The 13,026-nt window shown below is 62.6% G+C and carries 13 protein-coding genes; 9 read left to right on the top strand and 4 right to left on the bottom strand.

Translation table 11 applies throughout. From position 1 onward, the window contains the following. Nucleotides 1-63: 63 nt before the first annotated feature. Nucleotides 64-822, bottom strand: a complete 759-nt coding sequence (locus B7495_RS11035; RefSeq protein WP_088456609.1) for a glucose 1-dehydrogenase — start codon at nt 820-822, stop codon at nt 64-66. Further along, nucleotides 780-1,523 (bottom strand): SDR family NAD(P)-dependent oxidoreductase, encoded by a 744-nt coding sequence (locus B7495_RS11030; RefSeq protein WP_088456608.1) that lies wholly within the window; start codon nt 1,521-1,523, stop codon nt 780-782. The genes B7495_RS11035 and B7495_RS11030 overlap by 43 nt, the downstream gene beginning before the upstream one ends. Before the next feature lie 138 nt (nt 1,524-1,661). On the opposite strand from B7495_RS11030, the gene B7495_RS11025 reads away from it, so the two are divergent. The 4 genes from B7495_RS11025 to B7495_RS11010 all read left to right on the top strand — a co-directional run bounded on the left by B7495_RS11025 (nt 1,662) and on the right by B7495_RS11010 (nt 4,983). After that, nucleotides 1,662-2,564, top strand: coding sequence for a helix-turn-helix transcriptional regulator (locus B7495_RS11025; protein WP_088456607.1), 903 nt, complete (start codon nt 1,662-1,664; stop codon nt 2,562-2,564). 90 nt (nt 2,565-2,654) lie between these two features. Further along, a complete protein-coding gene (locus B7495_RS11020; RefSeq protein ID WP_088456606.1) occupies nt 2,655-3,695 on the top strand; it encodes an alcohol dehydrogenase catalytic domain-containing protein in 1,041 nt (346 codons plus the stop codon). Nucleotides 3,696-3,755: 60 nt separating this feature from the next. Further along, nucleotides 3,756-4,175 (top strand): cupin domain-containing protein, encoded by a 420-nt coding sequence (locus B7495_RS11015; RefSeq protein WP_088456605.1) that lies wholly within the window; start codon nt 3,756-3,758, stop codon nt 4,173-4,175. Nucleotides 4,176-4,209: 34 nt separating this feature from the next. Further along, nucleotides 4,210-4,983, top strand: a complete 774-nt coding sequence (locus tag B7495_RS11010) for a carboxymuconolactone decarboxylase family protein (RefSeq protein WP_088456604.1) — start codon at nt 4,210-4,212, stop codon at nt 4,981-4,983. A 1,032-nt stretch (nt 4,984-6,015) separates the two neighbouring features. Here the strand turns inward: B7495_RS11010 and B7495_RS19645 are convergent. Continuing rightward, complete coding sequence (locus B7495_RS19645) at nt 6,016-6,213, bottom strand: CatA-like O-acetyltransferase (protein WP_370028276.1); 198 nt, start codon at nt 6,211-6,213, stop codon at nt 6,016-6,018. A gap of 709 nt (nt 6,214-6,922) precedes the next feature. Here B7495_RS19645 and B7495_RS19640 point away from each other — a divergent pair. Beyond that, nucleotides 6,923-7,543 (top strand): DUF6226 family protein, encoded by a 621-nt coding sequence (locus tag B7495_RS19640; protein WP_370028138.1) that lies wholly within the window; start codon nt 6,923-6,925, stop codon nt 7,541-7,543. Nucleotides 7,544-8,486: 943 nt separating this feature from the next. On the opposite strand, the gene B7495_RS18820 is transcribed toward B7495_RS19640, so the two are convergent. Next, nucleotides 8,487-8,900 (bottom strand): hypothetical protein, encoded by a 414-nt coding sequence (locus B7495_RS18820; protein WP_134408449.1) that lies wholly within the window; start codon nt 8,898-8,900, stop codon nt 8,487-8,489. A 366-nt stretch (nt 8,901-9,266) separates the two neighbouring features. Between B7495_RS18820 and B7495_RS10995 the strand changes: the two genes are divergently transcribed. The 4 genes from B7495_RS10995 to heR all read left to right on the top strand — a co-directional run bounded on the left by B7495_RS10995 (nt 9,267) and on the right by heR (nt 12,712). Beyond that, on the top strand, nt 9,267-10,310 hold the full coding sequence (locus tag B7495_RS10995; RefSeq protein ID WP_088458049.1) for a TerC family protein: 1,044 nt from the start codon (nt 9,267-9,269) through the stop codon (nt 10,308-10,310). Next, nucleotides 10,303-10,626, top strand: coding sequence for a hypothetical protein (locus tag B7495_RS10990; protein ID WP_134479727.1), 324 nt, complete (start codon nt 10,303-10,305; stop codon nt 10,624-10,626). Before B7495_RS10995 ends, B7495_RS10990 begins: the two co-directional genes overlap by 8 nt. Before the next feature lie 510 nt (nt 10,627-11,136). After that, nucleotides 11,137-11,508, top strand: coding sequence for a zf-TFIIB domain-containing protein (locus tag B7495_RS19635; protein WP_370028274.1), 372 nt, complete (start codon nt 11,137-11,139; stop codon nt 11,506-11,508). Between the two features lie 400 nt (nt 11,509-11,908). Continuing rightward, a complete protein-coding gene (gene heR, locus B7495_RS10980) occupies nt 11,909-12,712 on the top strand; it encodes a heliorhodopsin HeR (protein WP_088456600.1) in 804 nt (267 codons plus the stop codon). The last annotated feature ends 314 nt before the right edge of the window (nt 12,713-13,026 follow it).

The raw sequence follows: 13,026 nt of genomic DNA, 5'->3' as shown, positions 1-13,026 counted from the left end.
GCGAGGCCGATGAGAGTCGCGGCGGCAACGGCCACCAGGGCTGCGGCGCGGGGACCCAGCAGGTTAGCCAACGGTTTGTCCTCCGTCGACCACGAGAGTGTGGCCTACGGTGAAGGCGGAGTCTTCGCTGCTGAGCCACAGCACGGCCGAGGCGATCTCTTCGGGCCGGCCGAGTCGGCCTATGGGCTCCTGCTCCACCATGCTCGTTGACTCACCATCGGTGACCCGCTCGATCATGGCAGTGTCGATCACGCCGGGGGCGACCGCGTTGATGCGGATCCCCGAGCCGATGTACTCCAGGGCGGCCGACTTGGTCAGGCCGACCACCGCGTGCTTCGCGGCAGCGTAGGCGGCTTGCTCCGGGATACCGACGACACCGGCCCCGGAGGAGGTGTTCACGATGGTGCCGCCACCGCTGGCGGCCATGTACCGGATCTGGTGCTTCATGCACAGGAACAGGCCCCGCACATCGACGGCGAAGATGCGGTCCCACTCGTCGTCGTCCAGATCGGCTAACGGAGTGTTCGACTGCTCCACGCCGGCGTTGTTGAACGCAACGTCCAAGCGACCAAACTCGGCGACTGTCTTGTCGACCGCGCGAATGACCTGTGCGGCATCGGTGACGTCGCACTCGATTGAGATGGCCATACCGCCGGCCGCGAGAATGTGGGTACGGGTGCCGTCGAGGTCGGTGCCGGGCAGGTCGATGGCGGCGACACGGGCGCCCTCCTGAGCGAAAGCGAGTGCGGTCGCGCGTCCGATTCCGCTGGCGGCGCCGGTCACAAACGCGACCTTGCCGGTGAAGCGCTGGGTGTTTGCCATAGCTCGTGTGTCCTTTCGGATGGTCTGGGCGGGTGGGTGTCAGGGGAGGGGGCCGCGTAGACGCGGAATTCGCCGCGATCCCGGTGCATCCGCCACAGCCTGTCAGCGAGGGCGTCCGGCTCGTGCGCGGGGTCTCCTCCGCCGATCCCCTGCGGAATGATCAACTGGGCGGCGTGGATGCCCTCGGGGCGCAGCACTTCGTGCAGCATTTCGGCGTAGGCGCTTTCGGCGGCGAACGCGATCGAGGTACCCGCCACGTCAGGGTTCGGACGGACGGCGCTGCTGCCGTTGACGAAGAGCAGCGTTCCCCGGCCGAATGCCCGCATACCGGGCAGTACCTGCTGCACGGCGGTGACCGGACCGTACACCGACTGCTCGATCGCGCCCGCCAGGTCCGCCGGGTAGGTCTCCAGCACGGGGTGCATGAAACTTTTCGCGGGGACCGGGCTGTACTGAAGCACTTCGATCGGGCCCAACGAGTCGGCCGCCGCTGCCAGAGCCGACCGTAGCTGGGCAGCGTCGCGGGCATCAGCGGTGAAACCGTCGGCCGTTACAGCGTCTGCCGACACAGCGTTAACGAGCTCGTCGAGGTGGGTGCGGTTGCGTGAGATGAACGCGACCGAGTGGCCCTCGCGGCCGAATCGGCGCGCGACGGCCAGGCCGAGCCCGGGTCCGGCGCCGATGATGGCAATGGCAGTCATGAGTGTTGTGTCCCTCAGTTGGCTGATGTGTCGTGTACGCCTAGTTAACGTGCCCCTCGTGGGCGTAGCGAGGGTGCTGGCTAAACGGGTTACAACAGAACCTCCCTTCCTGCCGGTCAGGGGATCTACCGTGGGGTTATGGACAATCGCAACGAAGTGCGCGAATTCCTGGTTTCGCGCCGGGCACGGATCAGCCCGGAACAAGCCGGCGTCGAACCGACGGGTGGCCGTCGACGGGTCCCTGGGCTCCGCCGTGATGAGGTCGCCCGACTCGCCGGATTGAGCGTCGACTACTACACCCGCATCGAACGAGGCAACCTCACCGGCGTCTCTGACAGCGTCCTTGATGCTGTTTCGCGCGCACTCAACCTGGACCGTGCCGAGCGTGACCATCTGCACGACCTGGCTCGCACCGCGAATCTCGGCGGGCGTACCCGTTCGCCTAAGCCTGCGACACACAGCCTTCGGCCCGCGACGCAGAACCTGCTGGACTCGATTACTGGTGCCGCGGCTTTCGTGGGCAACAACAGAATGGACCTCGTTGCCGCGAATGACCTCGGCTTCGCCTTGTATTCAGAGATGTATCGCACGAGCGCCCGCCCGGCGAATCACTCCCGGTTCATCTTCCTCGACCCCCGCGCTCACGACTTCTACCCCGACTGGGACCGTGCAGCGAACGTCAATGTGCAGATCCTCCGTCGCGACGCCGGACGCAGCCCCTTCGACAAAGGGCTCAGCGACCTCGTCGGCGAACTATCGGTACGGAGCGAAGAATTTCGGACTCTGTGGGGCGCCCACGATGTGCGCCGCCACTACTCAGGGGCGAAGCAATTCAGGCACCCGGCCGTCGGCTCGCTCGAACTGACCTACCACGTCATGGAACTCGAAGACGATCCCGGGCACACCCTCACCGTGTACACACCCGCCCCCGGCAGTTCCTCCGAAGAAGCCCTTCGCCTCCTGGCCACCTGGGCCGCGACGGAACACATCGCCGAAATTGCGCGCGACCCCCAAGCGCGGCAGAACGTGCCCATCGAGTGAGTGGATGGTCGACAATGGCGGGCCCGCGCGCGGGCCCAACCAAGCACGGCGACTACTCGTAATTTGATCAACACCATTTTTGGAGATTTCATGAAAGCCACCTACATGTACGGCCCCGGCGACGTGCGCATCATCGACGTCCCCGACCCGGTCTTGGAAAACAGCACCGACGCGCTCGTACGAATCGTGCGCGCCTGCGTCTGCGGATCGGACCTGCATCCGTATCACAGCATGGACGTCACCCCCGGGGGTGTTTCTATGGGTCACGAGTTCATCGGCGTCGTCGAAGAAACCGGATCCGACGTGCGTACCCTCGCGAAGGGCGACCTCGTCATTGCTCCCTTCGCCTACTCCGACGGAACGTGCGAGTTCTGCCAAGACGGCTTGTACACGTCCTGCGTGCACGGCGGGTTTTGGGATGCGCCCGGAATGGGCGGTGGCCAGGCCGAAGCCATCCGGGTTCCGTTCGCCGACGGCACCCTGGTGAAAGTACCGGGCGTCGAGGAGACTTCCCCGCTGCTGAGCTCGCTGTTGACGCTCTCGGACGTCTACGGCACCGGGTGGCACGCCGCAGCGAGCGCCGACGTCACCTCTGGAGACACGGTCGCTGTCATTGGTGACGGCGCAGTCGGCCTGATGGCTGTGCTCGCCGCCAAGCAACTCGGCGCTGAGCGCATCATCCTGATGGGCCGCCACAAAGCCCGCACCGACCTCGGCATCGAATTCGGCGCTACCGACGTCGTCCCCGAACGCGGCGAAGAGGGCATCAACAAGGTCCGCGAACTCACCGGCGGGCGTGGCGTCCGAAAGGTGCTCGAGGCTGTCGGCCACATGCCCGCATACGAGCAGGCGTACCGCATCGTCCGCCCCGGCGGCGTCATCAGCCGGGTCGGCGTGCCGCAGTACGAGGACGCACCGATCGGGTTCAGCAGCCTCTTCGGCGGCAACATCACCCTCACCGGTGGTCCGGCACCGGTTCGTGGGTACATTGAACAACTCATGCCCGCAATCCTGAACGGCACCATCAACCCGGGCAAGGTCTTCGACCGCACAGTCAGCCTCGACGCCGTCCCCGACGCTTACCGCGCGATGGACACCCGCGAAGCACTCAAAGTGATGATTGCCTTCTAGCCCGGTCCAGACCCGGATCGACAGCGCCTCCCCCCCTCCCCCTCACAAAGAAAGAACCCCATGAATATTGAACCGACTCACCCGACCATCAAGAACCCGCCGGAACAATTCGCCGGCGACGTCTGGTTCGATCCGATCACAGTCCCGCATGATGATGATCAGCGCATGGTTGTCGGTCTCGTTCGATTCGCTCCCGGCGCCCGCACCGCATGGCACTCCCACGCCCGCGGACAGTACCTGCGAGTCACAGGCGGTGTCGGCAGATTTGGCACCCGCGACGGCGAGATCGTCGAAGTGCACCCCGGCCAGACCCTGTACACCCCGCCGGGCCAAGAACACTGGCACGCGTCAGCAGCCGGCACATTCATGGAGCACCTAGCGATGTTCGAGAACGCTGATGACCCCGCCGTCACGACATCCTGGCTCGAGCACATCACGGACGACGACTACCGGGGTGCTGCGGCCTCGACGCCCTCCTGACCCCACCGTCACAGCGACAAGCCCAAGGACTACGATGACCATCCACGATGAAGCCCAGCAAGAACTTGATCGTCTCCTGCCCGCGACGAAAGCAGCCACCGGCACGTCGCTTCTGGTGACTGACCCTGAGCTCTTCGCGTTTTACCAAGACTTTGCGTTCGGAGAGACCCTCCGGCACGTGGATCTTGACCGCGGCGACCGACTCATCTATCAGCTCGCGGCGACGATCGCCGTCGGTGCCGTGGTCGAGTTTCGGCTCCTTCTCGCCGCGGCGCTGGAGATCGGTGTCACACCTGTGCAGGTGAAAGAGCTGACGTATCATTCCGTGGCCTATGTAGGGATCGCGCGCGCGATCGACTTCGTCGTTGCGACAAACGAAGTCTTCACGGAACGTGGCATACCGCTTCCTGTCGAGGGCCAGTCGACAACGACGCCCGAAAGCCGCATGGCCGCCGGGCTGGCAAAGCAGAAGGAAATCTTCGGGTCAGAGACCATCGAGGGTATCTACGCCAAGTCAGCTGCCGACACCATCCACTTTCAGGAGTTTCTGTCCGCGAACTGCTTCGGCGACTACTACACCCGCACCGGCTTCGATGTCAGGCACCGCGAACTCATCACGTTCGCTCTCCTCGCCGCACTGGGCGGTGCCGACAGCCAAGTCAAAAGCCACGTGACAGCCAACCTCAACGTGGGCAATAGTCGTACCGACTTGATCAGTGTTCTCACTGCCCTGGTCGCCTACATCGGTTACCCCCGTACCCTCAACGCGCTCGCCCAAGTCGAGGCCGCCGCACCCGCGCCGCTGTAAAAGTCGATGCCGCCTCCACCGCCTGCGCTGGTATCGATTGATTCGGACGCAGCGGTGGAGGACCCGTAGTCCACCGCAACGGTGGCCAGCCCAGAAGATGGCGTCGATCGCAGAGGAGGCGATGGTGTTCAACGTCCCCAGGAGATAGCCGCTGACCGGCTTGGTGCGGCCACTGCCGCTGTCGGCGCCAGACATGTCGTCGCCCAACGTGCGAGTCACGATGCCAGGTTCGCGCGATTCGGCGCGGATAATCGACCTGGCAAGAATCGCCGAGGTGGCGTAGATCGGAGGTTCTCCTGCTGGAGAAACCGCTATGAATCTGTCGCCCGCATCTCGATCCAGCGAGGCCGAGGAAGCACTTCGCAAGCTTACTGAGGACCCAGCAACGACGTCACTGGCGACAGCCAGGCCTAGCCCCTGCTCGATCCAGGAAGTGTGTCACCACCAGGCGCCTTTTTGCTCGGCGGATTGGTCGCCCTTGTTCCTGGGGCGAACTCTGCGGCCAATGCCGCACCGCAAACACCTCCGCCAACACCTGTCGCCTCCGGTGTTACGCCGGTTACTTTGACCGCAAATTCGGGGCGAACAGCTGTAACACAAGCAAGATCATAGCTGCTACTGGACTTGGGACAACCGGAGTTGGAGCCGTGACTGCAGCCCTCCTGCTGATCTGGGTGGGGGCTGCAGCGGCGCCGATCGCAGGGCTTGTTGCCGCTGTGATTGGTTTCGGAGCGCCAGCCATCGCCACTTGCTCGCGTACCTCGACTTTCGTGAAGCTCACCAAGAGCGGCCGCATCGCGTACTCGGCCCACGTTGGGGCGCTCCGCGCCATCTCTCTGGGCTGGTAGCTGGCCGGTTTCAGGCTGCGTTCGAAACTTCTGAAGCGGCCGTTGTCGCGTCCAGACGTTGGCGAGAGTGCGGTTTTTCGTGTGAGCTGAGCTGTCTCGAAACGAGAGTGTTTCGAAACCCATGGGATACGAGACGTAGGAGATTCCTCTCCAGCCGACGAGTGGCAGATGATTTGTCTCGTATCTAACGCCCACGGAACGCTGGATATGTCGAACACATTTGTGGGCATATCTGGTTGCGGCCAAAACGACGTGTGCGGTACTTGGCTAAGACGTCGGCGGTGTGTTCGCAGAAGGTCGGGAAGTCAGCGTGGAACGGTGACCAGACGTTGGCAAAGGTCTCTCGCTCGGGGTTGAAGACGGTGAACGCGGGGTGAACGATGTCCCAGATCGCGCGAGACGGCCGCGCCAGCCCGCGGATGCAGTCCGATTCATGCGTGAGGTGTCTTGTAACGTCGCTGTGTCATATCCCATGGCATGCTCGATATTGAAGACCACCTTTTCAATCGACGAGGGGCACGCCGCCGGCACTCAACGGGACGGGAGTGTGTTTGAAGCGCATTTACGCACGGGCCGAGGTGTCGCAGTCCATGGCGTTCGGCCTAGACTGCAGACGGAACCAGGGTAAGTCACTCGTCCGAGCGCTCTCGATCCATGAGGGGGATTGCAATGAGAGTTAGGAATCGCGCGACCAGCCTTGCCACGGCAGGTGTCCTAATCTTGGTCAGTGTTTGGGGGGCTCAATCAGCGTCTGCAAGCGCGGCCACACACGACCGGCCGGCGGCGACACAAACTGGTGAAGTGGTCTTCGAGGCCCCACTCGCTTCAGAGTTGCCGCGCCCTACAGACAGCGGAGCAAATTGAAGAGGGTTCTCATACCGATAGTGGGATTGCTAGCAATTTTCGGAATACTGGCCCTGAAATACAATGTTGCTGGGCACCGAGAAAGCCCGATTTGGTCTGTACTGCTTGTCGTTGTGATCGTGTCCACATTGATTCTCTTCGGTAGAGAAATACGCCGTTAGACCGGTACCTTTTCAACTGGTCTTGGTCACCACAGCCCCGTTTCAACTGGCAATTGCTGCCAGCAGATGCTCGAGCCCGTCGTTGCCCGTGAGCCTGGCGCCACAGTGCCGTCAGCTGGCGCCAGTGTCTCGCAACCTAGTGCCTTAAAGCCCCTGGGTTTCGAGCCGCGGAGGAGGGCCCGGAAGGGATCGCTCGATGGAGAGAACGCTGACGACTGGCGTGTAACCATGAGTGAGTACCGACACCCCACGATCCCAGTGGGGATCTATCGCGACGAGCGGGGCCTCTTTATCGATTACGGCAATCGATGGGGAGGGGAGTCCCCGCCCGAAGACGCCTATTCGCGTTTGAGTAAGCTGGATCGCTTCGCGCTACTTCACGACGTCGCCCTCGCACTCGTCGCGTGGCGTACGGTCGATAGGCGATCGTCTATCGGACGGAGAGGGCTACTTGCAGGTCTGTGCAGGCGTTACTCACGCGGTGGCACGCCTTTGTGCAGGTTGCCCACTTGGGGTGGAGCTGAGCCATTCGCTCACATGCGATCACGGACTCTGTGCAGGCTTCGACGCAGGCATCCAGGATTAAGATCGCTGCTGCGTGATTGGCGCTGGTCGTCCATGAAAGAACCCTGGCCGTCACAAGTCCAATCTCAACGCAGTACAAGTCGGCTAGGAAACACGTGGTGATTTCCCCATCACCGGTCACTGCTAGACATTCCTCTGCGCACATCTCGCTCACACGGACCAGTTCGTCACATGCTTCTTCGCAGGTACGTATCCGCTCTTGAATCAGAGCGTGAATTAATTCGCTGCGGAGCATGAGGTTCACGGTAACGCCGATGTGCGCCGATATCTCCCCCCTTGACCGTTGTGGCGAAGGTTGGATACGAGACGCCGGCTGCGGACGAAAGTTTGTTAGGCGATCCTCTACCAGCCACGGTGGCCGGCGTCGATTGACAGGGTGCCGTCAGCAGCGGATCGATCCGACAGGAATACCAGTGCATGCCCCGTGCGAAGTTGGTTTTCATTTAGAGATTGACGACAACGAAGTAGCGTGGCTGGCTGAAATTCGTTACGCGTTGGGGACCTCGGGCCGCTCGGCAGACGTTCCAGACTTCTGGCGGCTCTGGGAAGTAGGCCATTCAGCCTATTGGCGTCCGACTGATTTGTGGAGCGTCTCTCAACCTCAACCAGGAGGCACACCAACCGAGGCGCTTTGATATGCCTCAAGATGAGGGAATGGATCGCGCGTCAAACCACCTGGTCGCCGAGCTTGAGGAGCCATCGGGTACACGCACTCGACGTCTGTTCCGTCGTGGGGTTACGTCGAGGTCGACGCTGACCTTGTCATCCGCCGGCGCGCGAGCGGAGCTGAGGTTCTTCGCACTGCCGCCGACCTCGGCGACCCCCACTTTCTTTTGGAGACCGTGCGCCGAGACCTCGAAACCAAGACCGTCGAGGAGTCCGTGCGCGAATGGCGCGTAATCGACTGAGGCTGAGCCCGCTGGGCGTCGGGCCACACTTCACGAGGTAACTCTCTGTGACGGCCCCATCGACGCAGGTTACGACCTGGGCCGCAGGCTGCGAAGAGCACTAGTTAGCCCGGCCCAGTCTGGCGGCAAGGGATCGGTCAGTGTACGAGCGCTTTGAGGGCGATCAATGCGACACCCATGCCGGCGGTGGCGGCGGCGGTGGCGAGCTTTGCCACGAGGGTGGCGCGACGTTGTCGGGCTGCCCACCATCCCAACACGGCCAGGGTGATCACGGCACCCCACAGCGAGACGTCGACGCCGGCATCCATCGAAAGCCCAAGCGCTGCGGCTGAGGCTAGGCAGACCACCGGGACGATGAGGGCCCACAGTAATCCGGCCGATCGTTGCAGAGCCTCACGCACCGCTTCCCGCCAGCTCGTTTCCCGATTGCCGACAATCTCGGCGTACACGTGTGCGCCCCAAAAAACCAACACGGTGCCGACAGTGCGGGCGATCAGGACGGGTAGTCCCGGGTTGTAGAGGGAGAACGCAGAAATTAGGCCAGCGGTCAAAACGGTGCCATAAACGGCCTCCGCGTTCAGTGCCCGCGACACCCATGGGTAGCGCCTCAACCGCGAATTCAGGTCGAGTCCCGAAGCTTTCACCGCAACCACCGTTCTTGTGTTGCAGCCCGCTGAACCGCGAGGTGAGCCTAGTCGAGCCAGATACCCGGCGCGAGTCAAACAAGCAGTTTCTATCCTTCGCTCAGGGAATCCTCGGCTGGCCCAGTTGACGTGAAGCACGCCTCTCGTGTTGAATATCCATAGAAGGGGAGTAATCCTCGCTCCGCATCGTCAATACGTTCCCTCCGTGGGTTCCGGTGCGCAGGGCCGCAAGGCCGATGAGACCTTCACGATAATTTCGTGGAGGTCTTTGTCATGACTGTCCCTCTGTGGGCGTGGTTCGCTGTCCTGGGTGTGATCCTGCTGATGCTTGCGGTCGACTTGGTCGCCCACCGCAAAGCTCACGTGATCGGTGTGCGGGAAGCCGCCGTGTGGTCGATCGTGTGGGTGTCTCTCGGTGTCGCGTTCGGCGTGCTCGTGTGGACGCTGTGGGGGGCAGAATTCGGGCAGCAGTACTTCGCTGGCTACCTGATCGAGAAATCCCTCGCGGTAGATAACGTGTTTATCTGGGCAATTATCTTCGCCGCTTTCGCGGTCCCGCGCGAGTACCAGCACCGAGTGTTGTTCCTCGGCGTCCTGGGCGCCCTGATTTTCCGCGGGATCTTCATCGCCGCCGGCGCCGCGCTGATCGAGAACTTCTCCTGGATCCTGTACGTATTCGCCGCGTTCCTGATCTACACCGGGTGGCGGATGTTCCGCTCTCGCAACGACCACGTCCACCCCGAGAAATCCCGCATTCTCAAGGTGTTTCGCCGGTTCGTGCCGATGACCGACGCTTACCACGGGCAGAAGTTCCTGATCCGCAAGACAGGAATCGTGGTGGCGACCCCGCTGCTGGCCGTGCTGGTGCTGGTGGAAATCACGGACATCATCTTCGCCGTCGACTCGATCCCGGCTATCTTCGCCGTCACTAGCGAACCGTTCCTGGTCTTCAGCGCGAACGCGTTCGCCATCCTGGGGCTTCGGGCGATGTATTTTTTGCTCGCGGACCTGATCCATCGGTTCATTTACCTCAAGATCGGACTCGCTTTCGTCTTGATCTGGGTGGGTATCAAGATGCTGCTGCTGGATGTCTTCTACATCCCGACCACGATCAGCCTGGCCGTAGTCGTGACCATCATCACGGTGTCCATCGTGGCCAGCCTCCGCGCCACCCGCGGTCAAGGCCGACGCGAAGTGCAGGCCGAGGCCGCTGGGGCGTTCCGGATCGCCACCGACGAGGAACTTGCTGCGGTTGAGCCGGTCTTCGGCCGCCGTGGAGTGCCCGCCGGGGGCGGAAAGGATCGCTTCGATGAGTGACCTGGACCCCTCGGTGGATCTGGACTCCCAACCGCAGACAGTGCGGAGAGGCCGTCGAGGTGTAACGCCGGCGGTGCTTGCGTTGCCGCTGCTCGCGGTAGCCGGCATTCTGGTCGTCGCGTGGACCGTCGGCGTTGACGACACCTGCGGGGGTCCGGTGCCGGGATGCGGCAGTCTGCGCAATTCAGGAGATATTCCGGTCACTGTCCGGGCGGTCATCGATCGCACCACTGAGGCGACCGGGGTGTGGCATCCGGTCGATGACTGGGGCGCCCGGGTGCAGCTGCACGACCGGCCCTGCCCGGAATCGAGCTGATCACGATGACGCACTCTCCCCGCGACTTCCAGCTCCGCGGCCCTGCGTACGAAGCGCCGGTCGGCCGCCTGGTCTTAGATGGGGAGCTGTGGCCTGAAGACCTCCTCAAGCTCACCCGCCACGATGACCTGTGTGTGCACATCGTTCTTCCCCGCGACAGGGACCGCTGGGTGGGGCTGTTTGCCGGCGTACGAGTGCTGGCCGAACGGACCGCGCACGTCGGGGTGCACGCGCAGCCAGAACGGGGTGGATTCAGCATCGATCCGGCCGTCCTCTCAGCATCGAGTGAACGCCGACGTCGGGCGATGCTCGCCGAGGTAATTCGGGATGCAGGCACGGCGGGTGTGGAGGTGACGCTATCGCAGGTATACGTCGAGGCCTTTAGCGCCACGCGCGCCACACTTCGGCTCCCGGCTCCCGCCGGAAGGGTCAGCGAATGGGGGGGGTACTGTGCGTCGCGTGGTTCCCGCTCACCCCTTTGTTCTCTTCGAAACCCCTGATCCTTTGGTGATGTTGGGGTATTCGCCCGCTTCGCCAGCCGCCGTATTGTTCAGCCACAGAAAAGGAGCACACATGAACTGCCCTCACGACGGAGCCATGCTGGCAGTCGCTCGCCGAGCCGGCGTTGAGATCGACGTCTGCCCGATCTGCCGGGGGGTGTGGTTGGATCGCGGGGAACTGGACAAAGCCATTGCCCTCGCCGGCGCCCGCAGTCGTCCAGGCCGGCCACCGTCACTACCCCCGCTGCGAGCGACAAGCTCCGCGAGCGAGAATATGGACACCCCGCCTGTCAGCCAATCCAAAAAGACTGCATCCCGGGGCGAGAACTGGCTAGCGGACCTGTTCAAGGACACCCCGCCACCCACCGACCGGAAGACGTGACCGGAAGTACGGCTGACCCGCCGCAACGATCCGTTGGAACTCTGCTCATCTCTGTGGGAATGCACCTGAGCATTATCCGACCGCAACGCCGACCTGACCTCAACAATCCTCAATACTGTCCCCGCCCCACGCAAACTCCGGACAGCGAACCTGGCTTGAGAGCGGGGGACCGGCTCAACGGGCAGGCACATGAATCCGGCACTCGGCTTAAGGCCAAGTCGAGTGGAGTTTTTGAAGGATATGCGGGGAAGCAAGAGTATTGATCGTCGCTAACCCTAGAACGCGGGTACAGGAGAACTGGCGGCCTCAGCCCGCTCCTCACTCGTCGAACCAATAACGGATACGGCGGTGCCAAGATGTCCTCAGGGGCCCTGGCGCCCACGAACGAAGGAGTCGTCCCATGGCCAAAAGGGTCAACACGCCTGACGAGCAGATCGATCGGCTGCGCATCTATAACGTTGTCGCCGGAAGCCTGCATCTGATCCAGGCCATCGGCTTCACGGTGGTTCTCACCATGCTGAGCTCGCAGGTTCTGTTCGCCGTGACCGCCGACTACCTGGCCGGCCCTCCCGGTGTGCCGATCCCGCCGGAACGGGTGACACTCTTCGAGGTGAACATCGGCATCGGCGTCGTCGCGTTCCTCGCGCTCAGCGCCTTCTTCCACTTCCTCATTTCCAGCCCCGGGTTCTTTGCACGCTATAAGCAGGGACTGCTGAACAACCACAACTACTTCCGCTGGGTGGAGTATTCGTTGAGCTCGTCGATCATGATCTGGCTGATCCTACAAATCAACGGCGTCACCGACATCGGCGCGCTGGTCGCGGTGTTCGCCGTCAACGCCGCCATGATCATGTTCGGCGCGCTGCAAGAGAAGTACGAGCAGCCGGGTACGGGGCGGCTGCTGCCGTTCATCCTCGGGTCAATGGTGGGCATCGTGCCCTGGATCCTGGTGTTGATCTACTTCCTTCGTCCGGGCAGTGCCAGTGACGTTGCGGCCCCCGGGTTCGTGGTCGGTATCGTCATCTCCCTGTTCGTGTTTTTCAACACCTTCGCCATCAACCAGTGGCTGCAATACAAGCAGGTGGGCAAGTGGAAGAGCTACCTGCAGGGCGAACGCACCTACATCACCCTGAGCCTGGTCGCGAAAACGGCGCTGGCCTGGCAGGTGTTCTCCGGCGCCATCATCCCGGCGATCGCCAGCTAGGCCGGTCCGGCTCAGCGAATCGACACAATCACTAGCATCGGCGCCCTGGTGGGGGGAGCAGCCTTGGGCCGTCGGAATTCGGAGAGCACTACTGATGATGTGCACGCTTCTACGCACGCGCCCAGGACTGAGATCGCTGCTGTGCAGTCGTGCTTGTCGTCCATGACAGCACTCTGATTGTCACCGCTGCGATTTCCACGCAGTAGAGATCGGCGAGGAAACATGCTGTGATTTTTCCGTCACCAGGCACCGCCAGACACGCGTCGGCGCAATTCTCGCTCACCGCAATTAGCTCGTCGCATGCATTGTCGCAG

The organism is Cryobacterium sp. LW097 (genome assembly GCF_002205495.2).
In the GTDB taxonomy this organism is placed as follows: Bacteria; Actinomycetota; Actinomycetes; order Actinomycetales; family Microbacteriaceae; genus Cryobacterium; species Cryobacterium zongtaii.
This window is presented reverse-complemented; position numbering and strand designations above follow the sequence as displayed.

Coding starts and splice junctions, on each gene's coding strand:
- B7495_RS11015 (WP_088456605.1), top strand. CDS start 3,756: ATGAATATTGAACCGACTCACCCGACCATCAAGAACCCGCCGGAACAA.
- B7495_RS10995 (WP_088458049.1), top strand. CDS start 9,267: ATGACTGTCCCTCTGTGGGCGTGGTTCGCTGTCCTGGGTGTGATCCTG.
- B7495_RS11035 (WP_088456609.1), bottom strand. CDS start 822: ATGGCAAACACCCAGCGCTTCACCGGCAAGGTCGCGTTTGTGACCGGC.
- B7495_RS19640 (WP_370028138.1), top strand. CDS start 6,923: ATGCTCGAGCCCGTCGTTGCCCGTGAGCCTGGCGCCACAGTGCCGTCA.
- B7495_RS11030 (WP_088456608.1), bottom strand. CDS start 1,523: ATGACTGCCATTGCCATCATCGGCGCCGGACCCGGGCTCGGCCTGGCC.
- B7495_RS11010 (WP_088456604.1), top strand. CDS start 4,210: ATGACCATCCACGATGAAGCCCAGCAAGAACTTGATCGTCTCCTGCCC.
- B7495_RS19635 (WP_370028274.1), top strand. CDS start 11,137: ATGTTGGGGTATTCGCCCGCTTCGCCAGCCGCCGTATTGTTCAGCCAC.
- heR (WP_088456600.1), top strand. CDS start 11,909: ATGGCCAAAAGGGTCAACACGCCTGACGAGCAGATCGATCGGCTGCGC.
- B7495_RS11025 (WP_088456607.1), top strand. CDS start 1,662: ATGGACAATCGCAACGAAGTGCGCGAATTCCTGGTTTCGCGCCGGGCA.
- B7495_RS10990 (WP_134479727.1), top strand. CDS start 10,303: ATGAGTGACCTGGACCCCTCGGTGGATCTGGACTCCCAACCGCAGACA.
- B7495_RS11020 (WP_088456606.1), top strand. CDS start 2,655: ATGAAAGCCACCTACATGTACGGCCCCGGCGACGTGCGCATCATCGAC.